The sequence below is a fragment of the Paenibacillus sp. sptzw28 genome, from assembly GCF_019550795.1.
GTDB lineage: Bacteria > Bacillota > Bacilli > Paenibacillales > Paenibacillaceae > Paenibacillus_Z.
This window is the reverse complement of the sequence record NZ_CP080545.1, coordinates 2,572,942-2,592,005: the sequence shown is the minus strand read 5'-3', so window position 1 is coordinate 2,592,005 and position 19,064 is coordinate 2,572,942. Positions and strand designations below refer to the sequence as shown.

The 19,064-nt window shown below is 44.4% G+C and carries 23 protein-coding genes and 1 pseudogene; 7 read left to right on the top strand and 17 right to left on the bottom strand.

What is annotated here, in order from left to right:
* Positions 1–46 precede the first annotated feature (46 nt).
* Positions 47–1,135 (top strand): efflux RND transporter periplasmic adaptor subunit, encoded by a 1,089-nt coding sequence (locus KZ483_RS11485; protein ID WP_220352772.1) that lies wholly within the window; start codon positions 47–49, stop codon positions 1,133–1,135.
* Between the two features lie 31 nt (positions 1,136–1,166).
* Positions 1,167–2,600 (top strand): ABC transporter substrate-binding protein, encoded by a 1,434-nt coding sequence (locus KZ483_RS11480; protein WP_220352771.1) that lies wholly within the window; start codon positions 1,167–1,169, stop codon positions 2,598–2,600.
* A 59-nt stretch (positions 2,601–2,659) separates the two neighbouring features.
* Here the strand turns inward: KZ483_RS11480 and KZ483_RS11475 are convergent, their stop codons facing one another.
* The 4 genes from KZ483_RS11475 to KZ483_RS11460 form a co-directional block, all read right to left on the bottom strand.
* The gene (locus KZ483_RS11475) at positions 2,660–3,115 is read right to left on the bottom strand and encodes an NUDIX domain-containing protein (protein ID WP_220352770.1); all 456 of its coding nucleotides are present in this window, start codon (positions 3,113–3,115) and stop codon (positions 2,660–2,662) included.
* Complete coding sequence (locus tag KZ483_RS11470; RefSeq protein WP_220352769.1) at positions 3,112–3,690, bottom strand: hypothetical protein; 579 nt, start codon at positions 3,688–3,690, stop codon at positions 3,112–3,114. Before KZ483_RS11470 ends, KZ483_RS11475 begins: the two co-directional genes overlap by 4 nt.
* Positions 3,691–3,735: 45 nt before the next feature.
* A complete protein-coding gene (locus KZ483_RS11465) occupies positions 3,736–4,209 on the bottom strand; it encodes a VOC family protein (protein WP_220352768.1) in 474 nt (157 codons plus the stop codon).
* A 153-nt stretch (positions 4,210–4,362) separates the two neighbouring features.
* The gene (locus tag KZ483_RS11460) at positions 4,363–4,923 is read right to left on the bottom strand and encodes a TetR/AcrR family transcriptional regulator (RefSeq protein WP_220352767.1); all 561 of its coding nucleotides are present in this window, start codon (positions 4,921–4,923) and stop codon (positions 4,363–4,365) included.
* Positions 4,924–5,234: 311 nt separating this feature from the next.
* Here KZ483_RS11460 and KZ483_RS11455 point away from each other — a divergent pair, with 311 nt between their 5' ends.
* Together KZ483_RS11455 and KZ483_RS11450 are read left to right on the top strand one after the other, a co-directional pair.
* Complete coding sequence (locus KZ483_RS11455; RefSeq protein ID WP_220352766.1) at positions 5,235–5,807, top strand: cysteine hydrolase family protein; 573 nt, start codon at positions 5,235–5,237, stop codon at positions 5,805–5,807.
* 35 nt (positions 5,808–5,842) lie between these two features.
* Positions 5,843–6,934 carry an MFS transporter gene (locus KZ483_RS11450; protein ID WP_258881657.1) on the top strand — a complete coding sequence of 364 codons (1,092 nt, stop codon included), beginning with the start codon at positions 5,843–5,845 and terminating at the stop codon, positions 6,932–6,934.
* A gap of 480 nt (positions 6,935–7,414) precedes the next feature.
* On the opposite strand, the gene KZ483_RS11445 is transcribed toward KZ483_RS11450, so the two are convergent.
* The 7 genes from KZ483_RS11445 to KZ483_RS11415 all read right to left on the bottom strand — a co-directional run bounded on the left by KZ483_RS11445 (position 7,415) and on the right by KZ483_RS11415 (position 11,510).
* On the bottom strand, positions 7,415–7,882 hold the full coding sequence (locus KZ483_RS11445; RefSeq protein WP_220352765.1) for a GNAT family N-acetyltransferase: 468 nt from the start codon (positions 7,880–7,882) through the stop codon (positions 7,415–7,417).
* A 19-nt stretch (positions 7,883–7,901) separates the two neighbouring features.
* Positions 7,902–8,387 carry an NUDIX domain-containing protein gene (locus KZ483_RS11440; RefSeq protein ID WP_220352764.1) on the bottom strand — a complete coding sequence of 162 codons (486 nt, stop codon included), beginning with the start codon at positions 8,385–8,387 and terminating at the stop codon, positions 7,902–7,904.
* 36 nt (positions 8,388–8,423) lie between these two features.
* A complete protein-coding gene (locus tag KZ483_RS11435; RefSeq protein WP_258881656.1) occupies positions 8,424–8,891 on the bottom strand; it encodes a GNAT family N-acetyltransferase in 468 nt (155 codons plus the stop codon).
* A gap of 29 nt (positions 8,892–8,920) precedes the next feature.
* On the bottom strand, positions 8,921–9,235 hold the full coding sequence (locus tag KZ483_RS11430; RefSeq protein WP_220352763.1) for a hypothetical protein: 315 nt from the start codon (positions 9,233–9,235) through the stop codon (positions 8,921–8,923).
* A gap of 438 nt (positions 9,236–9,673) precedes the next feature.
* Positions 9,674–10,228 carry an NUDIX hydrolase gene (locus KZ483_RS11425; RefSeq protein WP_220352762.1) on the bottom strand — a complete coding sequence of 185 codons (555 nt, stop codon included), beginning with the start codon at positions 10,226–10,228 and terminating at the stop codon, positions 9,674–9,676.
* 97 nt (positions 10,229–10,325) lie between these two features.
* The gene (locus KZ483_RS11420; RefSeq protein WP_220352761.1) at positions 10,326–10,883 is read right to left on the bottom strand and encodes a GNAT family N-acetyltransferase; all 558 of its coding nucleotides are present in this window, start codon (positions 10,881–10,883) and stop codon (positions 10,326–10,328) included.
* A gap of 228 nt (positions 10,884–11,111) precedes the next feature.
* Positions 11,112–11,510, bottom strand: coding sequence for a hypothetical protein (locus KZ483_RS11415; RefSeq protein ID WP_220352760.1), 399 nt, complete (start codon positions 11,508–11,510; stop codon positions 11,112–11,114).
* A 72-nt stretch (positions 11,511–11,582) separates the two neighbouring features.
* Between KZ483_RS11415 and KZ483_RS11410 the strand changes: the two are divergent.
* Positions 11,583–12,084: pseudogene (locus tag KZ483_RS11410) on the top strand (IS630 family transposase); the annotation flags it as partial.
* On the opposite strand, the gene KZ483_RS11405 reads toward KZ483_RS11410, so the two are convergent.
* From KZ483_RS11405 to KZ483_RS11390, 4 genes are all read right to left on the bottom strand, one after another.
* Complete coding sequence (locus KZ483_RS11405) at positions 12,081–12,815, bottom strand: class I SAM-dependent methyltransferase (protein WP_220352758.1); 735 nt, start codon at positions 12,813–12,815, stop codon at positions 12,081–12,083. The pseudogene KZ483_RS11410 and the gene KZ483_RS11405 sit on opposite strands and share 4 nt — an antisense overlap.
* A 232-nt stretch (positions 12,816–13,047) precedes the next feature.
* Positions 13,048–13,590, bottom strand: coding sequence for a hypothetical protein (locus KZ483_RS11400; protein WP_220352757.1), 543 nt, complete (start codon positions 13,588–13,590; stop codon positions 13,048–13,050).
* Positions 13,591–14,150: 560 nt separating this feature from the next.
* Entirely contained in the window at positions 14,151–14,618 is a 468-nt protein-coding gene (locus KZ483_RS11395) for a tyrosine-type recombinase/integrase (RefSeq protein ID WP_258881655.1), read from the bottom strand.
* Positions 14,603–15,277, bottom strand: coding sequence for a tyrosine-type recombinase/integrase (locus KZ483_RS11390; protein WP_220352756.1), 675 nt, complete (start codon positions 15,275–15,277; stop codon positions 14,603–14,605). The genes KZ483_RS11395 and KZ483_RS11390 overlap by 16 nt, the downstream gene beginning before the upstream one ends.
* A 242-nt stretch (positions 15,278–15,519) precedes the next feature.
* Here KZ483_RS11390 and KZ483_RS11385 point away from each other — a divergent pair, with 242 nt between their 5' ends.
* Both KZ483_RS11385 and KZ483_RS11380 read left to right on the top strand, forming a co-directional pair.
* Positions 15,520–16,938 carry an RsmB/NOP family class I SAM-dependent RNA methyltransferase gene (locus KZ483_RS11385; RefSeq protein WP_220352755.1) on the top strand — a complete coding sequence of 473 codons (1,419 nt, stop codon included), beginning with the start codon at positions 15,520–15,522 and terminating at the stop codon, positions 16,936–16,938.
* 222 nt (positions 16,939–17,160) lie between these two features.
* Positions 17,161–17,259, top strand: coding sequence for a dihydroorotate dehydrogenase (locus KZ483_RS11380; RefSeq protein ID WP_220352754.1), 99 nt, complete (start codon positions 17,161–17,163; stop codon positions 17,257–17,259).
* A gap of 160 nt (positions 17,260–17,419) precedes the next feature.
* Here KZ483_RS11380 and KZ483_RS11375 read toward each other — a convergent pair whose 3' ends face one another.
* Positions 17,420–18,214, bottom strand: a complete 795-nt coding sequence (locus tag KZ483_RS11375; RefSeq protein ID WP_220352753.1) for a Cof-type HAD-IIB family hydrolase — start codon at positions 18,212–18,214, stop codon at positions 17,420–17,422.
* Positions 18,204–19,055, bottom strand: coding sequence for a pseudouridine synthase (locus tag KZ483_RS11370; protein WP_220352752.1), 852 nt, complete (start codon positions 19,053–19,055; stop codon positions 18,204–18,206). Before KZ483_RS11370 ends, KZ483_RS11375 begins: the two co-directional genes overlap by 11 nt.
* Between the last annotated feature and the right edge of the window lie 9 nt (positions 19,056–19,064).

Genomic DNA, 19,064 nt, shown 5'->3' with positions numbered 1-19,064 from the left:
CATTTCTCATTAAAAACCGTCTCTGGTTAGGAGGTTTACACCGCACATGCAGCGAAGAAAAAAGACGCTTGGCTGGATGATCGGCCTTTTTTTCGCCATTCTTCTCGTTCTTACGTTTTTATCCAACACGATTCAGGGAATGTCCCTGCCCAAAGTGACGGTCTCGAAGCCCGAAATGGGCGGTCTTGACCTTACCGTATCGGGCGAAGGATTCCTGCAGCCGGCACACACTGCGCAGCTTTATGCGGAAGGGGAATGGAAGGTCGACAAAGTCCTCAAACGCAAGAACGACCGCGTTAATCGAGGCGATCCGCTTGTCACTTTCGATACGGCTTCGACGGAAAGAACGCTTCTGGATGAGGAGACCCGCTACGAGCAGCTTAAGCTGCAGCTAGACAAGATGGCGGATCAGATGAAAACAATGCTGAGGAGTGACAATTCATCCGATATCGCGAACCTGAAGCGCGACATCGAAAAACAACAGCTCGATATGGAGATGCAGCAGCGTAAAATCAACGACCTGCGGAAACAAATCTCCGAAGGCCGGACGCTGAAAGCTCCCGTCGACGGTATCATTACTTCACTGAACGCCTCCGAAGGCGCCTTTTCCAGCCGGGGACAGCCAATCATCGAAATCGCAGACGATGCTTCCGGCTATCAGTTCTCCCTTAACGCGAACAGCGATAATGCTTCTCCGCTTCGCATTGGCGACAAGGTCACAGTGATTCTCGATGAAGTTCCACTTAGGAGAGTAGACGGTATTATCTCCGAAATCGAGGATGCTTCAGGCGCATCGGCTAACGACAACAGCGACAATAAAAAAATTACATTCGAAGTCCAGGACCCCAAGCTGCAGCCTGGTTTGAAAGCTTCCGTCAGCATTTCTAACCAGAGCAAATCTTTCGGGATGCAGATCCCGAAGTCTGTTCTCAAAAGCGACAATGATGGTGACTACGTATTCACTGTGACCGAGAAAGACGGTCCGCTCGGTGCCGCCTATTACGCCAGTAAAACATACGTAACGGTCAAAGACGAGAACGGAGATACCGTAGTTACGGAAGGGCTGATGCCTGATGAGAAATTCGTTACGGAATCCAGCGAACCGCTCAGCGATGGAGACCGCGTCCGTTATTAAAATAATCGAATGAATTCGGGAGGAAACGAAAATGAAAAAGCAAGCGAAAGTTTGGAAAATGGGAGTATTAATCCTGCTGTGCGCAGCATTGACTGCATGCTCGGGAGGCAAGAATAACAACGCTCCGGAAGGGACGCCGACTCCAACCGACAGTAAGCCTGAAACGTCGAATGGCAAAACAGTCGTGACGATGTCCGTGCTGACCAAGGACCGTTTTCTCGCAGAAGCGGAGCAGAAATTCGAAGCTGCGAATCCCAATATCGACGTTCAAGTCAATGAACTTGTTCCCGCTGACACGAGCAGCGGCGACAAAGTCATCATGAGGCAGGGTTCGGGAGAGAATTCGGGAGAGGATTCGGGTACAAAAACTGAAGAATTGGAAAAATACGCAAACAGCGTCAATACCGCGCTCATGTCGGGTAACGCGTCAGACATTATCTCTGTGGAGAATCTGCCTGTCGGTAAGTATGCGGACAAAGAGCTGCTGATGGATTGGAACGAACTGGCCGGCAAAGATAGCAGCTTCAATAAATCGGATTATTATGAGAACATCTTTGACGGCGTTTCGAAAGGCAGCGGCTTGTACGGCATCCCTACTTCATTTTCGCTGGATGTTATGCTCGGGGACGACTCCTTGCTCAAGCAAAATAGTCTGGACCACAAAACCTGGACATGGGATCAATTCGTCGACCTATTGATAAAAACGAAAACTGACGGCAAATACGGCATTGCTAGCGTGACGCCCGCCAAGATGCTCGGATTTCTCGTCCAATCGGTTTATGGGGAGCTGGTGAAGAAAGACGGCGATTCCACAGTCTTCGATGCAGACGCCTTTCGAGCGTATATGGAAAATGTCAAGAAGCTCTATGATAGCGGTGTTGCAACCGAGGAAAATATGGCACCGAACAATACAAGTTTTAACAAGATAAGCATGAGTAATCCGATGGATTTAGTTCTGATGCCGAAGTTGGGTGGGAAATCACAGGCCATGCTTCGTCCGCCGGGAACCGGTAAGGATGAGGGCATTCCGTTCAAATCAAATCTGGTGCTTGGACTGAATGCAAAATCGAAGGTGAAGGATGCGGCTTGGTCGTTCGTCAAATTCTTGCTTTCTGAAGAAATGCAGAGTGCGAGGTCCATGATGAACTTTGCTGTTAACAAGGCAGCGCTCAAAAACAAGCTTGTAGAGACGCAGCAAATGCTTGATGGTACAGGAACCGAGGGAAGAAAGCCACAAATCTCAATTAAGAATCCGGACGGTGTAGTAACCCACCCCACCCTGAGTGACGAGGATATCGACAAAGTGCTTGACTTAGTGCCGTCCGTTGGCAAGTACAGTAATCAAGATCCGAAAGTGATCAGTATGATCATCCAGGAATCCGCAGCTTATTTCTCCGGCAGCAAATCGGCGGATGCTGTTGCCAAATCGATCGCCAACCGTATCAACACTTATTTGAACGAATAACGCAGGTTAAGTAAAAGCTGATCCCGCAGCCGATGCCCGGCATCTGCGGGACAGCCTTTTCAATTTATATCTCCAATATAGATTTCTTTAGGATTCTCAAGGTTGTCTTTCTTAAGAAGTTTAATAAGCTCCTTCGGATAGAAGTTGTAGTCCTTTAATTCTTCTATGTTTATCCACTCCATTCCAACTTGGTCATCGTCTGGTTCCAGTGGGTATTTACCTTCTTCATCAAGGTCGCATGTGAAAATATGGCTTATAACATGTATTTCTTTATCACGTATTGAATGTTCATGATTCTTGCCAATATACTCCCGCACAAATAACAATCTTATGTTATTAATGCTTGCACCCACCTCTTCTCTGACTTCTCTGCGGAGAGCATCTGCCAGAGTTTCCCCGAACTCTTGCCCTCCACCTGGGAGTATATATTCAGATATGTCCTTATCGTGTTTCTTAATGGTCAAGACATGGTTATCTCTAATAATCAAGGCGCAGACAGAACTTCTCATCTTCATCGTATGTCCTCCCAAGAATCTTGCTTCATATAATCAATAATAGGTTTGTACGCATTATATTCGCATACAAATTTATGATAATCACCATTAGACAAAATTGCCGAAACTGCTAAACGGAAAATAATAGCCCTTATAATCATCTCACTGTACAGTTCATCATTAGGAAGCAGCTCTATCTCAGAAATCTCGCTTCCCTGCCACGCGATACAATCACATACTAAAATTGCTTCCGCATATTCTACAGGGGCAATTGTTGGGGAAAAGTCAATTATCAAAGGGCTCAATACTTCGTCAAAAAGAATATTTCCCGACAAATCGCCATGAACAATTTGAACTTTATAATCCTCTTTCAGGTTTACCCTTTGAAGTAAATTATTAATAATCTCTTGAGCCTCCACAGGTATTTCCGCCGGAAATCCATCAGTTTGCCATGCTATCCGATGCCCCTTTGACCAAGGATTTTCAGTAAGGGGGGCATCCTGAACATGAATAGCAGCCAGATCGTGGTGAATTAGCCTCGAGACCATCTTCGCTTGATATTGTATGTGCTCAATCGTATTAGTCCGCGATCTCATAATTCTTGTTCTTCAGTATGTATTCATTCGCTGATCTGCGGATTTTCAAATGCTTTCTTCCAGTGTTCCTGCCGTCGATCCCCACTGAGAGGCTGTTACATGTCGATAATCGGTATTCCATATATCTATTTTATTACCATCGGGGTCATATAATCTAAAATTATCCCCGCAGATACCACGATTCTCGATATTTTCCACTCTTACTCCCAAAGCAACAACGCGTCGGTGAAACTCTTCAAATAATTCCTTTTTTTTAATATTCAAAGTGAGAATAAACATTTCATAACTGCCTTTTGAGATGAAATTTAAATGCGGTTTTTCGTGATTCTTTGTTTCGACTAAAAATAAAGTTGTTTCATTGTCTTCAAAATGAAAACAATGGCCTCCCCATTTTAAATCGAGGACTTCTTCATACCATGTCTTGGATGTCCAAAAATCACTAACCGGAACATAGACTGCTCCTATTCCGCCTACAAAATGATTAGTGCCCGTCTTCTTTTCTTTAAGTTGTTCGCTCATAGACGATTTCCTCCATTAATATGCGCTTTGGCGATTGATGTTAAGAACCATACGGCCCCTAAAAAGCTCCCCAATTCCTGAAATCCGTCTGCTGCTTTAATCAGCACTAAACGATATCTACCCATATTCGATTCAATTAAACCAGATTATCCGCTACAACTTAATAGCCTTCCAACATGCCTCAAGAATTTGCTGCTCCTGCAGTTCATCCAGCGGATACCTCTGAATGAAATAACCTTTAACGACTGAGGCGACGATGCCATGAATAAGCTGATGGCACAGGTGGGGATCCATCTCTTTAATCAATCCCTGTTTCTGGCCCTGAATAATAACGGATAACGTTTCGGCAGCAGAGCCGGTTTCATCCAGGTTTCGTAATTCCGGCAAAATATATGGAGAATAGGAGTAGCTGTCGATAAACAGAAACTCCTTAGGAAATGTCATTCCAAAGCGAAGCCTGTTCAGTTGAAGATGTTTCAACCTCTCATACACACTTAAACTGGAATCGTAGTTAGCTAGAAGGCTCCGACCCATCCTTCTTCTTGCCTCACTGTACGTCTCGTTTACAAGGTCTTCCTTCGTGCTGAAGTAATTAAATAAGGTGCCCGAGCCCACATTTGCTTTTTTCAATATTTGCGCAATCGTGACTGACTGCAACCCAATTTCATCAATAAGATCAAGAGTTGCGTTTATAATATCCTGTCGCTTGCTCATATCATACACCTCAAATAAACTTTAATCTCACCATTGTTTCCTGTCAAGGAAATCAGTCGACTATATGAACAATTATTAGATTGTACACTCCAATCCATACTTGACTCCCAATCGGCGCCGCGTTAAATTTGGATTAAATACTCCTATATTTTATAGTTAAAATGCGTAATTTGTTACTTATTTCAGGTTATTCCTTGTTTTATGGATCAAACGTTCTACATATTTAAGGAAAAGTTCGAATCGTGGATTATACAGTCTAAAACTTTGACTATATTAGCATGAACACTTCTTTAGTTGGGAGGAATGATAACATGCAATCGAATCATACAGCGCTCTTGGTGATGGATGTTCAAAATGGCATAGTGTCACGCTTTGCAGATGATCCGGAAGTGCTGGTTCCTTTACAAAACGCGGTAAAAGCGGCCCGTGAAGCCGGTACTCCGGTCATTTTCGTTCGTGTCGCGTTCCGTGACGGTTTTCCTGAAATCAGTACCCGTAACAAGTCGTTTTCCACTATCGCACAACGCGGTGGTATGACTTCTGCGGATTGGTCAACACAAATTCACGATTCCGTGGGACCTCGTATGGATGAACCGATCGTGACGAAGCTTCGCGTGAGCGGATTTGCAGGGAGTGACCTTGAGGTCATTTTAAGGGCATACCGGGTCGACAAGCTTGTACTTACAGGGATTGCCACGAGTGGAGTGGTGTTGTCAACCTTGCGGGAAGCTGCAGATAAGGATTTTGAACTGACCGTCCTGTCCGATGCATGTCTGGATGCGGACCCGGAAGTTCATCGTGTTCTGTTAGAGAAAGTGTTTCCCCGTCAAGCAGATGTAATGACGGTAAATGAGTGGATTTCCTCTCTTGGAGTAAACGGCTGACTTTAAGAGAAGAAATTCCATGGGAGATGGATTAGGTGAGCTGGAAACGTACCCTGTGGATCTTATGGGCGGCTAACTTCTCCGTTACAGCCGGCATGAGTTTAGTGATCCCGTTCCTTCCACTATACATTGAAAAACTTGGTATATATCAATTGCAGGATATTGAACGATGGTCGGGCTGGGTGTTCTCCGCTCAATTCATCACGGCTGTTATCTGCCAACCGATTTGGGGAGCACTTGCCGATAGACATGGACGCAAGGTAATGCTTATTCGTGCCAGCTTGGGGATGGGGATCGTAACCGTCTTGATGGGCGCTGTAGGTGCGGTGTGGCAATTGCTTTTGCTTCGGTTCTTGAACGGAATTTTCTCCGGCTTTATCTCGATGGCGATCTCTCTTCAGGCATCAATAACGCCCAATGATCAATCGGGCCGTGCCCTTGGCACCCTTCAAACCGGCGCAATTGCGGGAAGTCTTATCGGTCCCCTGATTGGCGGCGTGCTGTCGGAATTAATTGGATTTCGCGGCGTTTTCTATTGCACGGGCGCATTGCTCATTGCCGCTGCCGTTATCGTCATCTTCTTCGTACACGAACAGCATCAGCCCAGAGTGGACGCCAGAAGCCGTCCGAAAGCGGGACTCATGCAATTAAAGCCGCTATTCCCCGTTTTTGCGGCCTCCACGTTCATCCAGGTTGGCATGATGAGCATTGAACCCATTGTTACCATTTATGCGAAGACACTCTATACCGGCGCACATTTAGCTTTGATTGCGGGACTTGTCGTGGCGATGAGCGGTATGGCCAATCTTATTGGAGCGCCGACGCTCGGAAGACTTGGCGATCGTATCGGCCAACGCAAAATTCTCGTTCTCGCGCTATGTGCAGCGGCGTTTATGTATATTCCTCAGGCTTTAGCCACAGGAATAGGCGTATTGCTTGTGGGAAGATTTCTTCTCGGGCTATTTATCGGCGGGATGCTGCCATCGCTCAATGTGCTTGTGAAAAAGATGGCTCCCGAAGAACTGCAGGCTACAACGTTCGGCTTTAACTCCGCTTGGGGCTATTTTTCAATTAAGCCATGTCCATTATCGGATGCAATTAACCTCGTAATTTCTTCAAATGTATAGTTTGACTGCTTTTGCATTTACGATTCATATCATACTCAAGTTTGATGACACCTGCTTCAATAATTTTACTTCTTCTAGGTGTGAAATCTTCATAACAATACTTCATCGCTTCAAGTGCTTTCTCCGAGGATAACCGCAGCGCCAATGTACAGTGAGGGTCCCAACTTTTTGGTATATAATAAGGGTTTGCGAGTTCGATTAATTCCTCAAAATGACCATGATAATCTTTGTGAATTCCGATTAACTCTTCAGTCACTGTGGGGGTTTAGAAAAAGTGTGCCCGAGCTCGGGAACAACGCTAGTACTTCAAACTTCAAACCAATTTCTTGAACATTGTCAAAATAATGTGTAAACCGTTCCAAAGACGAATCCAGGTCCGGAATATCATTATATACGGCTAAAGTTATATGCGGCCTTAAACCCAAAATATCTTGCATCTCGGAGCTGATACATCTGTATGGACCTCTATTCATCAAATTTCTATAGATTCTTCTGCATTACATACCAGCTGTCCGTTCCTTCAGGATAAAAAATATGGTTTAACACTTGATAACCAAGCCTCTGATAAAAAATTACATTTTGAGGAATTGATAATCTCACTCCGACTCTCGTTGTTTTAAGTTGACGTTCCCGAGCTAGTGCCTCTAGATATAAAATAAGTTCTTTTCCAATTCCTTGTCCCCTACTATCCGGTACAACCGAAACCCGACCTATATACATATATTCACCGGTGAAATCGTAAAGTGCCGTCCCAATAGGCATTGTGTCTTCCCAAACGATTATGGCCCCGCCAAGCTCTGATATTTTTTTACTTATACTTTCTTCCGACTCCCTCAAAGCACCTGATGGGGGATCAAGTTTACCGTCATATTCTTGAAATGCTTCCTGAATTAATTGATATACGAGACCGATTTCATTCTTCTGTGCTAACTTAATGTGTCGACTCAAACTCCATCACCCGCTCCTCTTAAAAAACGATTGGGTCCTTAAGCTCCGACCATTGAATTTCGGGTAATTGTTCTTTATTAACTGTCATTGTCCCAACCAATGTGCCGACTAATTTCGGATGGTTCAAATCATGCTTTATCATATATTTGATTATGCTGGACATATGCAAACTCAACAATTCTTTCTTATCAATCCAAAACAAATCCCCTTCTTCGGATTGTAATAAATCAACTTTATCTGTGTAACCGAAGTAAACAAATTGTTGTCTGATTTCATCTTCCTTGATCCTCAGCAGTATATATTTCAGCTTTAATTCCTTGATTTCGGTGTCTCGTATCCCTGACTCTTCAAAGATCTCCCTCAGACAAGCTTCCATCGGACTGTTTAGTTCGGCAGGTTCTATATGTCCGCCAAGACCAGTCCAAAATTCGGAGTTATAAAATCTATTTCCGGTTTTCCTCATCATCAGTATTTTATTGCCGTTAATCAGAAAAGCGGTAGCCATTAGCCGGAGTTCCATCGTATCATCCTTGCTCAGGTGTCATAAACTCAAATAATAATGGAAAAATTCATTATCTCTCTCGTATCCATTTCGTTCATATATTCTTTGAGCCCTTTCATTGTCAATTGCCGTTGACAGTCCTATTCCTTTAGCTTTTGTTTGTTTTGCGTATGTTTTTACCGCATCCAATAACAATTGGGCAGCACCGCGTCTTCTGTACGCATCAATTACATACAAATCATTCAAAATCCATGATCTCTTCATTGAAATTGATGAAAACGACGGATACAGTTGAGTAAATCCAATTGCTTTGTTCAAGACGGTATCTTTGGCTATGAATAGAATCGATTCACTGTGCTCAAAGCGGTCAGATAAAAAACTTCTGGCTGCCACCAAATCAGATTCCTGATTATAGAAAATTCTATACTCATTAAATAAATGTGCTATATCTTCCACATCTTCTATTGTAGCTTGTGTAACATGTAAGGGACTAATCAATTCTGTCAATCCTTTTCAATAGATTTGTTTACTCCTTATCATCTTCCGTAGAATTCATTCAGTATCCCTAATGATTTAATAATCACTATGTTTCCTTCTTCATCCTTATACTCATCTTTAATCGTCAAGTAAAGACCGTTATTAGTCTTAGCTCTTGAAAGCCAATCAATTGATTGGTCTTGACCGTTAATTCTCAGCGTGCAATTAATAGTAATATTTGTATTGACACATGAAATGTTATGTTTTTCCAATAACCAATTGACATACTTTTGTTCACTAGGGATACTTCGATTCAAAATTATTGCTGCAAATAAAATTGCACATAAAGCTGTCAAGATATACTTTTTGTGCATACCTTCTCCTTATCTTTTCCCAGTTATTTCAAGCAGTATTTCACAAACAAAGTAGATTAAGGATATATATAGTGTTGAAATAACCAGCAGCCCATAGTAGTGGTCAAAATACGCCAATGCGATTGATGGAACTAGAACCTGAAATACTAATCGAATTAAAATTGTTACCAACCTGTTTTTGAAGGGAACTCGGCTTATAACTAGAGATAATGGGAAAACGATAAAAAAGAGTACCGGTATTGCCATTATCACGATTTCTAATAAATCGAACAAGAATATAACTATTGTAATCGTAAAGATGCCGCTAGCTATAATGGCTATATAAAATTTCCCTAGAACCTTACGCTCAGCCTCCTTTCCATGTCTGCAGCAGGTGCATAACTGATTACAATCCCGATCTGTTCATCTTCGTTTTGTTCCATTAATTGCTTCCTGCCTTTAATCGACGGATGTTAATTCATTTTTGTATTTTCTGGTAATGTGTGCCAGATGATATAATTCTGCTATGTCTTGCCTTCCAATCTGTTGTAATCTAGTAACAGCCTCTTCAATGTCAACTAATTCTACCGCAATTACTTGCTCTCCACCCTCAGGATTCAGCGGTTTACCAACTAGTTTCACTTCGCCATAACCAACAATTCTTACAAATTTCGGATGTGGGATATGAGGTTTATACGGTTTTACCGCACCTGATTCACAGTTAAATTGACCAAATACTTCATATGTAATTAATTCTCCTCCAAGCTCCTCCATAACCTCACGTCTTAAAGCTTCGAGATATCTTTCTCCAGCCTCTAAGGTTCCTCCTGGAAGTTCCCACATTCCATTATCGATTTGAAAGATAACATATTTGTTGCCTACATAAGGTATTATACTGACGTTGCTTACCAAGTCCTCATTTATTGTTTTGTTTAAAGTAAAGCTGGCCTTCACAATTCCCCAATCAATAATGTTGGATAAAACGGGAAATTCTTTGGTGTTAACATTCTCCATAAATTGGATTTCCTTTCCGCTTATACGATAGAACCTTATCCGCTTTCCTTAACGGGTCCTCAGTCGATAGATAGTTGTCCTCTGTATTTCGACTACCTCATACATTTTTCTTCTTCCAATTTTCTCTTGTCAATTTCATATTAATAGAATCTATCCATTCTCCTTCAAACTCTAATTCATTTTTATCAACATTATCTATAACAAATCCCACTTTTTCATATACTTTTTTTGCTCTAGGATTGAAAGCAAAAACACTCAAAGTTAGTTTGTTAAGGTCAGTATTCTTAAAAACATACTCGACAATTAGTTGAGTTGCTTCCGTTCCTATTCCACGATTTCTACCATTGGGTCCAATGAGTATTCTAAAATTCATGCTTTGACTTTTTTCATCATATAAATTGATCACAACTTCTCCAACTAAGATATCTTGAAATTTATCAACAATAGCGAGATCCAATCGGTCAGTTTGTTCATTTCTTGTATTATACCAATTAACAACCTCTTCTCTATTATAATCAGATGAGCTTCCTGTTAATTTTAAAACCTCAGGATCCATTAAACATTGTTCTAAGTGTGGAAAATCTTCAATTACTTTAAAAGGTCTCAGAATAATTTTTTCCCCCACAATTGTTGGCTTATATTTCAAATCTATCATTTGTCTCACTCCATAAATTAAAATTGATTAATAAGTATCTTAATTTGATTTTGTCAAGTGTTTTTAGCATTGATTTCTTCTAACGTTCTTGTGTTCCTGACGTCGATCCCCATTAGATAGCTCTTATCTTAGGGAATCGATGTGTCTGCCTGAATCCGCTTCCTTGAAATGCCTCGGGCAGACCGAGCGGCGACAGCCGCGAAGCTGGAACACTTTGTTAACTGAAGTTCAACTCTTCTTCGAATTGCACACAAAAATTAATTCTGGACCGTCTTGAATCGGACGATAATCGTAATAACCATACTCTTCTTTGATTGTAAAACCACTTGTCTCTACCAATTCCCGTAATTGATCTTCGTAGTAATACTTCATGGCTAACTTCTCAATATGCTTATTGACTGTTCCATCCGACTCCTCAACATAATAAATGAGTTCTGGATATGTAACCTGCTTTTTTATATCAATACTTCTTCGAATATGAGTTCTTCTAACTCTACTATTTGTTTTAGGATCTTCAATTACCCAATCTTCTGTTTCATCCTGTACCCAAGATTCATCCAGTATGCCGTATGGTCGATATGTATTAATAATAAAAACACCTTCATCAGACAATTGGTTAAGAACCAACTCTAAAAATCTCCTCTGTTGACTCTCTTCAGTTAGTAACTGGAATGCTCTAAATGGAATAATAATTAACGTGAAGATGAATCCATGATCCGTGATTACCAAGCCATAGCCAATACCTGGTTTCCCAAAGGGCATCAACGAAAGATTAAAACTTATGGTAAGCACCATGGCGTCAAGCTGCTTGACGAACTCGATTATGCCAGCGGTGAAGTATTTTGTGTCGAAGAAGAGCACTATGATGCTCACGTTTTTCTATCGTTTTTAAAGCGAATTGTTGCCCGATTTCCAGGTGAAAGACTCGTCATCATTCTGGGTAATGCCCGCATCCATCACGCAAAACTGATTCAACCCTTTTTACAAGCTCACGCCGAATCTCTCCAGTTGATGTTTCTGCCACCGTACAGTTCCCGATCTCAATCCCATTGAAGGATTATGGGGATGGCTGAAAAAATCTGTCATATACAATGTCTTCTATGCCAGTTTGGCTGAAAATCGAAGTGCAGTTCAAACGTTCATCTCAGAGATCAGCAAAGATCATTCTCGAATCGTTTCTCGACTTTGCAACCGAATTTAAAAATCTTTTGTGCCATCTATATAGCAAGGTTTCTTCAGTTCTACTAGTCTTAAATAACCCGATCCCCCATAGTTTTCATCACTTTCAAATCGGGTTACCTCAAATTTTGTATTTCTGATCTCTTCCAGCAATTCATAACTAGTAAACCAATGTACATAACCAATCCCTAATGGAAAATTATCTCCCGGTTCAAGAATACTAAATCTGGATGCTGGACTATTTATAAAGTGTTCATCCTTAGCTTCATCAATGAATTCATCTGGAACGATATTCTGCGTTAATACGCAGCTACCACCGGGCTTAAGGACCCGATATAAATCACTTAATAAAAACATTCTTAGATCTTTGGTTGGCAAATAACACAAGACCTTAAATGCAACAACTATATCAAACTGGCTATCATCAAAAGCTAAACCTTGGCTTTCGGTATGGCAAAAGCGAATATCTAAATTATTCTCTATTGCAACCTCACGAGCCACATTAATTAACTTTCCACTCACATCAATGCCCGTTACTGTATATCCAAGTCGTGCAAGTTCCAAACTTATTCTTCCAGCTCCGCACCCAACATCTAGTACAGTACCTTCTTTTGGTAGTGAACTTAATAGAAATGATTCGGCTTGGTTTGGACCAGAGTATACTTCCTCGGTGTAATGCGAAACTTGTTCATTCTGGTTAAACCAATTAACTACAGATTTAAGTAAAAAAGAATGTTCTTCCGACAATGCCATACCATCACCCCAGGTAATGAGTAAAAATCAAGTCTTTCAATAATTTCACCTAACGTTCTTGCATTCACGAACCCTCACTGGCTTAAGGTGATTAGCGGGAGCCGGGTCCGACGGACTTAGCCAGATGTGTCTGGAGCGGCTAGCGACAGACCAAGGGGACAACATGCCGTCCCCGATGCGTGAATACGGTGTTATATGATGTAGGGGGACCTCCAGAGTTACCCTCATAGTTCTATTCGAAGTTTTCAACTGTTACTTTATACTCATTTGGATTCTCTAGAACATACGGATCTATAAAGAATTGATTAGAAGGAAAAATAACTTGAGTTTTAATTGTCCCTGATTGAATAGTGAATTTATTTGGCTTTCCTTTTTGAACTATTCCATAAAATACAAGGTACTTATCAAAACTAAAGTTCTCTATCCCAATATTATCTTTATTTACCGAATCTTTGAGTTTAAATGTTAGTCCCATACTCATATCGAATTTGTATTTTTGGTTACCGACTCGTTGATAAACTGCGCTGGATAGTCTATTGTAATCCTTGTATCTATAAGTAAAAACATAAAACATATAGTCACCTATTTCTTTTTCACTTCTAATCTGAAAGTTCGATAAATTATTACTGTCTGAGATCTTCTCGAGTCTTCTTTCAATATCGTTGTGAATCTCTTCTGTATTAAGTACGTTATTTGATTTATTAACCATTAAGATAATGAATATTTCCAATATGATAAGAACCGCACCTATTGGTTTAGGTTTAATGTATTTCATGCTCTCCCGATTTAATTTAACGTTGTTGTATTCACGAACCCTCACCACCTTAAGGGACGCTAGTCCCGGCCGTGACGCGGTTAGGTGGTGCAGGGTTGTCTGCTGAATTCACATCTCTGCTATTGCCTCTGCAGACCAAGGGGCACAGCTCCACAGCGTGAAACTGTGTTATATGCTGTTGGGGCCATCCTTGATTTACTTACTAACTTCCTTTCTTGATAAAACATATTTGCCTATCTCATCTACAATGTAGTAACATACTGATCCTATTATCCCATATACATAAATTTTCCAACTCATACCGGAATCATTAAATATTCTTCCTTCTGTTATGAAAATTAAAAATAGTAAAAATACTACTACTCCGCCTACTCCATATATAATAATACTAATAATAAAATCCATTGTTTTATATGTAGAAAACCAATTTTGCTTCAACCTCTCAAAAAAATTGCCCCAATTGCATATAACTACCATTCAACGAATTTCCAATAATCAGTCTCATCGTCCCAATAGATGAACTTCAGTAAACGCCGTGTGTTTTGCTGATAGGCGAAGCTTTATAGTCGATTAAGAGGACTTTGGATTCGCCTGACGTCGCGCACGGAGACGTGCGTGTATATTTGTGTCGTTTTGCTGCTTTGATGGCCAAGGAGTTCCTGGATATAGCGCAAATCGGTGCCATTTTCAAGCAGATGGGTGGCGAATGAATGCCGCAAGCTGTGAATGCTGACCTTTTTCACAATCCCAGCCTTGCTTCTCGCTCGTTCAAAAATCATCTGGGCGCTACGCTCCGTCAGATGCTTCCCTGGCTGACCTCCCGGGAAAAGCCATGCATCCGGATGTACGTCATGAACGTAACTGCCCAGAATGTCAACCATTCTCTGTGATAAAAGTGTAAGCCTGTCCTTGCGCCCTTTTCCCTGTCGGAAATAAACAACCTGACGCGCAGCATCGATATCCTTTACTCGAATCCGAACCGCTTCGCCGACACGCAAACCGGCGGAATAGGTCAAGTATAGCAGCACGCTAGAATCGCTCCTACCTCGTCGGCGCTCAGAACATCAGGCAGCTTTTGATCGCGCTTGGGACGGGGGAAGTCCCAGTTAAATGTAATTGGACATACCTCCATATAGAAAAATTTTAATGCGCTGAGCATCTGGTTGATAAAGGAGCGGGAACAACCGCGATCGATCAAATGAATTAAATAACTCGTTATGTTTTCTTTATCTACATCTTTCAGCGTCTTAGGGATATATCGGCGAAAATGTTCGACATGAAGAACATATGCTTTTAGAGTCTTCGGACTATACCCTCTCAGCTTCAACCGCTCTCTCAATCTCCGCAAGTGTGCATCATCGAGAACATCCGTCATTTCGGCCTTATTCGGCCTTTCTTTCTCCGCGTTATCTCCTTTAAGCCATCGTTCGACCAGTTCTTTTACCCAAGGAATATGGAGTGCAGACGGATGATACTGCACAGCTTCCCCTTTAAACTGAGACAAAAATAATTCAATTGATCTGACATCACACGGTATCTTCCATTCGCGGGAGGCTGTTAACCACTTATTAGGGAATATCGAAATCATTGTTTTCCAAATCGTTTTATCGTGCGAATGCTGAATGCGCCAATAACCATCTTCATCTCCTCGAACCTGAATGTAAACCATTTTCCCATTTCTTTTCACTGATTCGACATCCCCCTTTAATTTCCTTTTCTTCAAAAATCAAAAAAGAGACAGCAAGCCTGCGCATAAATTACGCAGCCCAGGCTGTCTCTGATGCTTTCAGAGCATGATCCATTATCAGCATTAAAGTTAGTATATTGGGAAGAGGCTGGATTGGCCGATCGCCGAGATGTGATATAATGGTCAGCAATAAAATACATATTTCTTGAGATATCTTCTCGCTAAAAAGGAGCTATTAAGACGTGCGCCAGCTACTGCCTGAAGCTTACATTCACAATATGCAATCGATGCTCGGTCCCGATGCAGAACGATTTCTGGAAAGCTATGATGCCCCCCGGGCATATGGCTTACGATTGAATCCGCTCAAGTATACCTCCAATAAGGAGCTGCTGAGCATATTGGAGAAGCAGTTCAGACTCGAACCGATTCCCTGGTGTTCGACAGGCTTCTATTATGATGAATCGACCAGCCCTGGCAAGCACCCGTACTATGCCGCGGGGCTGTACTATATCCAGGAACCTTCAGCGATGACCTCTGCCGAGCTGTTGGACCCTCAGCCGGGGGAGGTTATTCTCGATCTGGCTGCAGCCCCGGGCGGCAAAACAACGCAAATTGCCGGGAAAATGGCAGGTCAAGGCGTCCTCGTCGCCAATGAAATCCATCCCGCTCGCGCACAAATCTTAAGTGAAAACGTGGAACGCGCCGGCATTGCCAACGCAATTGTAACAAATGCCCCGCCGGATGAGCTATCGCGCAGATTCCCGTCGATGTTCGACCGCATTATGCTCGATGCTCCTTGTTCGGGCGAGGGCATGTTCCGTAAGGATGAAGGAGCTATCGCGGAATGGTCGGAATCACATGTAGTGATGTGCGCAGCCAGGCAAGCGGATATTCTGGACCATGCCGCCATCATGCTGAAGCCCGGCGGCCGGCTCGTTTATTCGACCTGCACCTTCAACCGTGCCGAAAATGAAAACACAATAGAGGCATTTTGTCAGCGTCATCCGCAGTTCTCGGTTGTACAGACCGAGCGGGTTTGGCCGCATATATCCCGCGGCGAAGGGCATTTCGTCGCTGTGCTGTCCAAGGCTGGTGAAGTCCCGGATACCGTCTCTGCCGGGAACAATGCTCGGGTCCATGAATCAGACGGCGCTCGTCTTGGCGGACGGCGCCGTACGCAAGCAGGCGCACCCGGCCGCCCAAGCGCCAGCCTTGCAGCCGACATGGCGCTGCTGCGAGGCTTCACTGACGCGACGCTGCCCGGCGGCATCGCTCTCGGGCCGGGCGAGCCGCTGCGCTTCGGCGACGCGCTCTACTGGCTGCCGCATACAATCGGCGGCGGACCAATCCAAGCGGGCGACCTAACCGGTCTCAAGGTCGCCCGCCCCGGTCTGCACCTCGGCGACGTCCGCAAGAACCGCATCGAGCCCGCTCACGCGCTGGCCCTCTCCGTACACGCGGACGCCGCCGCATGGGTGCAGACCTACCGGCCCGAGGCCCCGGAAATCGCCGCCTTCCTGCGCGGGGAGACCCTCCCCGCAGAGGAAGGCTCCGCCGGTTGGGGCCTCGTCGCCGTAGACGGCCTACCGCTCGGATGGGGCAAAGCGAGCGGCGGCCAAATCAAGAACCACCTGCCCAAAGGGCTCAGGCGGTTTAAATAACCGACGGCCGCTGTCACTCCATGGCGGCCGTACGCGGCACATCCGACCCGAATTGCTGCTTCGCCGGGCTGGACAAACGCCCAATTGAATAAGTATAGGGACATTCGTCCAATCCTCTTCAGGCCGGATTCATACAATACTGTATACCGAACGCCGAAACACAACATGATGGCAACCAGATCGTTTACGGCGACGGAAATACCTACTCAGGGAGGAATTTGCATGTCCGGTGTGGCAGGTTACGGCGGATTTACGACGGCTGGTGTGATTCTTGTTTTGTTCATTCTGCTGGTCATCGTATCCCGCGGAATCTTGTACTAATCTCTCGCTTAGCCGATAACAAGAAGAAACTTCGCCGGCATAGCCCGTCGAAGTTCTTCCCCAAAAAAACTATAGAGAATCTTCCTATAGTTCAAAAACAACCGCCGACGGGAGTCCCCTTCGGCGGTTTTTCGTTTTTGAGATTATGAGGTTCTGTTTGTTACCAGGCATATGTCCGCAGCGCATGGGCAACGCCATCCTCTTCATTCGATAACGTGATCGCATCTGAAGCCGACTTTACTGCTTCCGGCGAATTGGCTACGGCCACTCCTAGCCCTGCATAGGTCAGCATCCCGATATCGTTATAATAATTTCCGATCGCCATCACTCTGTTCATCTCGACTCCGCGTACTAACGCAAGCCGCCGAAGTGCGGTCCCTTTGCTCGCTTCCGGATGCTGTACATCGATAAAATAATCCCCGCTCCTGATCGGCTGCAGCCCGCCCTTCCAACCGCTCCAATCCGCTTCAATCGCATCCATTTCCGCCTTGCCGCCGAACACTGTGAATTTTACAAGCCCTTCCGGAAGCGGCGAGGCTGCGTCCCGCCAAATCGGCTTCACTTCATAACGGCCGTACATCGCTTCCGCGTCCGGTGTTATACCTTCAATCATCAATTCAAAGGCTGTATTCACATCAAAATGATACCCATGACTCAGGCAATATTCCCGAAATCTGGCGACATCCGCACCCTCGATCCCGTACTGGTGCAGCACCTCACGCCGTGCCGCATCGACCGTTGCAGCGCCGTTATGTGTTATCAGCGTACCCGACAGGCCAAGCGCATCCAGCACAGGCAGCGCATTGATCGGCCCGCGGCCGGTACACAGCACAATCTCCGCTCCGCGGGAGGCTGCTTCCCTGACGGCATCACGAACAGCCGGCGTAAGCACATGCGCATCCGTTATAAGCGTTCCGTCGACATCCAATGCGATAATATCATAGTTAAGCGCCATCCTGTTCCCCGCTTTCCAACAGCTGTGCCTTCCCCGCCAAGCCAAAATTAATCGATTCGCCGCTCCCTGAACCGTCATCGTCAGCAGCTCCAGTGCTGCGGACGGAAATAAGCATTTCGATCTCCGCTTCCGTCAATGGACGGTATTCCCCCAGCTGCAGCGAAGGATCGAGCAGTAACGGTCCCATTGAAACCCGGCGCAAATAAACGACCTTCTTGCCAACGGCCTCAAACATCCTTTTTACCTGATGAAACTTACCTTCGTGAATGGTGAGCGTAATCCGGCTAATCACTGCTCCGTCCCCAGCGCCCGCTTCCTTACCGTCGACAACGAGCCGCGCGGGCATCGTCACATAGCCATCGTCAAGTTTAACACCTGCGCCGAACGCCCTTGCATCCGCCTCACCGACATCGCCGTCCACAACTGCCTCATACGTCTTGGGTACATGCTTGCGCGGCGAAAGAAGCTCGTGTGCAAGATGACCGTCGTTTGTAAGCAGCAGCAAGCCTTCCGTATCCTTGTCGAGGCGTCCAACCGGAAAAGGCTGCAGCACACGGTCCTGCGGCTCAAGCAGGTCGATCACCGTCCGGTCGCGCGTATCTTCCGTGGCGGATACGACACCATTCGGCTTGTTGAGCATGAAATAAATCACATCACGGTAAATAACGCGTTCGCCGTCGAACAGTACAACGGCCGATTCAGGATCCAGAGTAATCCCGCTGTCCTTCGCCCGCAGACCGTCCACAGAAACTCGTCCCTGTTTGACGGCTCTCTTCACTTCGCTTCTCGTACCGAAGCCCATATTCGCAAGCAGCTTGTCCAGCCGCATTCGTTTAGTCATATTATTTCC

What these genes read in the sequence shown, in the direction of transcription:
- KZ483_RS11420 (WP_220352761.1), bottom strand. Translation starts at nt 10,883, where the DNA reads ATGATAGATTTGAAATATAAGCCAACAATTGTGGGGGAAAAAATTATT.
- KZ483_RS11440 (WP_220352764.1), bottom strand. Translation starts at nt 8,387, where the DNA reads ATGGCTACCGCTTTTCTGATTAACGGCAATAAAATACTGATGATGAGG.
- KZ483_RS11485 (WP_220352772.1), top strand. Translation starts at nt 47, where the DNA reads ATGCAGCGAAGAAAAAAGACGCTTGGCTGGATGATCGGCCTTTTTTTC.
- KZ483_RS11425 (WP_220352762.1), bottom strand. Translation starts at nt 10,228, where the DNA reads ATGGAGAATGTTAACACCAAAGAATTTCCCGTTTTATCCAACATTATT.
- KZ483_RS11400 (WP_220352757.1), bottom strand. Translation starts at nt 13,590, where the DNA reads ATGAAATACATTAAACCTAAACCAATAGGTGCGGTTCTTATCATATTG.
- KZ483_RS11465 (WP_220352768.1), bottom strand. Translation starts at nt 4,209, where the DNA reads ATGAGCGAACAACTTAAAGAAAAGAAGACGGGCACTAATCATTTTGTA.
- KZ483_RS11430 (WP_220352763.1), bottom strand. Translation starts at nt 9,235, where the DNA reads ATGCACAAAAAGTATATCTTGACAGCTTTATGTGCAATTTTATTTGCA.
- KZ483_RS11375 (WP_220352753.1), bottom strand. Translation starts at nt 18,214, where the DNA reads ATGGCGCTTAACTATGATATTATCGCATTGGATGTCGACGGAACGCTT.
- KZ483_RS11380 (WP_220352754.1), top strand. Translation starts at nt 17,161, where the DNA reads ATGTCCGGTGTGGCAGGTTACGGCGGATTTACGACGGCTGGTGTGATT.
- KZ483_RS11480 (WP_220352771.1), top strand. Translation starts at nt 1,167, where the DNA reads ATGAAAAAGCAAGCGAAAGTTTGGAAAATGGGAGTATTAATCCTGCTG.
- KZ483_RS11405 (WP_220352758.1), bottom strand. Translation starts at nt 12,815, where the DNA reads ATGGCATTGTCGGAAGAACATTCTTTTTTACTTAAATCTGTAGTTAAT.
- KZ483_RS11475 (WP_220352770.1), bottom strand. Translation starts at nt 3,115, where the DNA reads ATGAAGATGAGAAGTTCTGTCTGCGCCTTGATTATTAGAGATAACCAT.
- KZ483_RS11470 (WP_220352769.1), bottom strand. Translation starts at nt 3,690, where the DNA reads ATGAGATCGCGGACTAATACGATTGAGCACATACAATATCAAGCGAAG.
- KZ483_RS11455 (WP_220352766.1), top strand. Translation starts at nt 5,235, where the DNA reads ATGCAATCGAATCATACAGCGCTCTTGGTGATGGATGTTCAAAATGGC.
- KZ483_RS11460 (WP_220352767.1), bottom strand. Translation starts at nt 4,923, where the DNA reads ATGAGCAAGCGACAGGATATTATAAACGCAACTCTTGATCTTATTGAT.
- KZ483_RS11370 (WP_220352752.1), bottom strand. Translation starts at nt 19,055, where the DNA reads ATGACTAAACGAATGCGGCTGGACAAGCTGCTTGCGAATATGGGCTTC.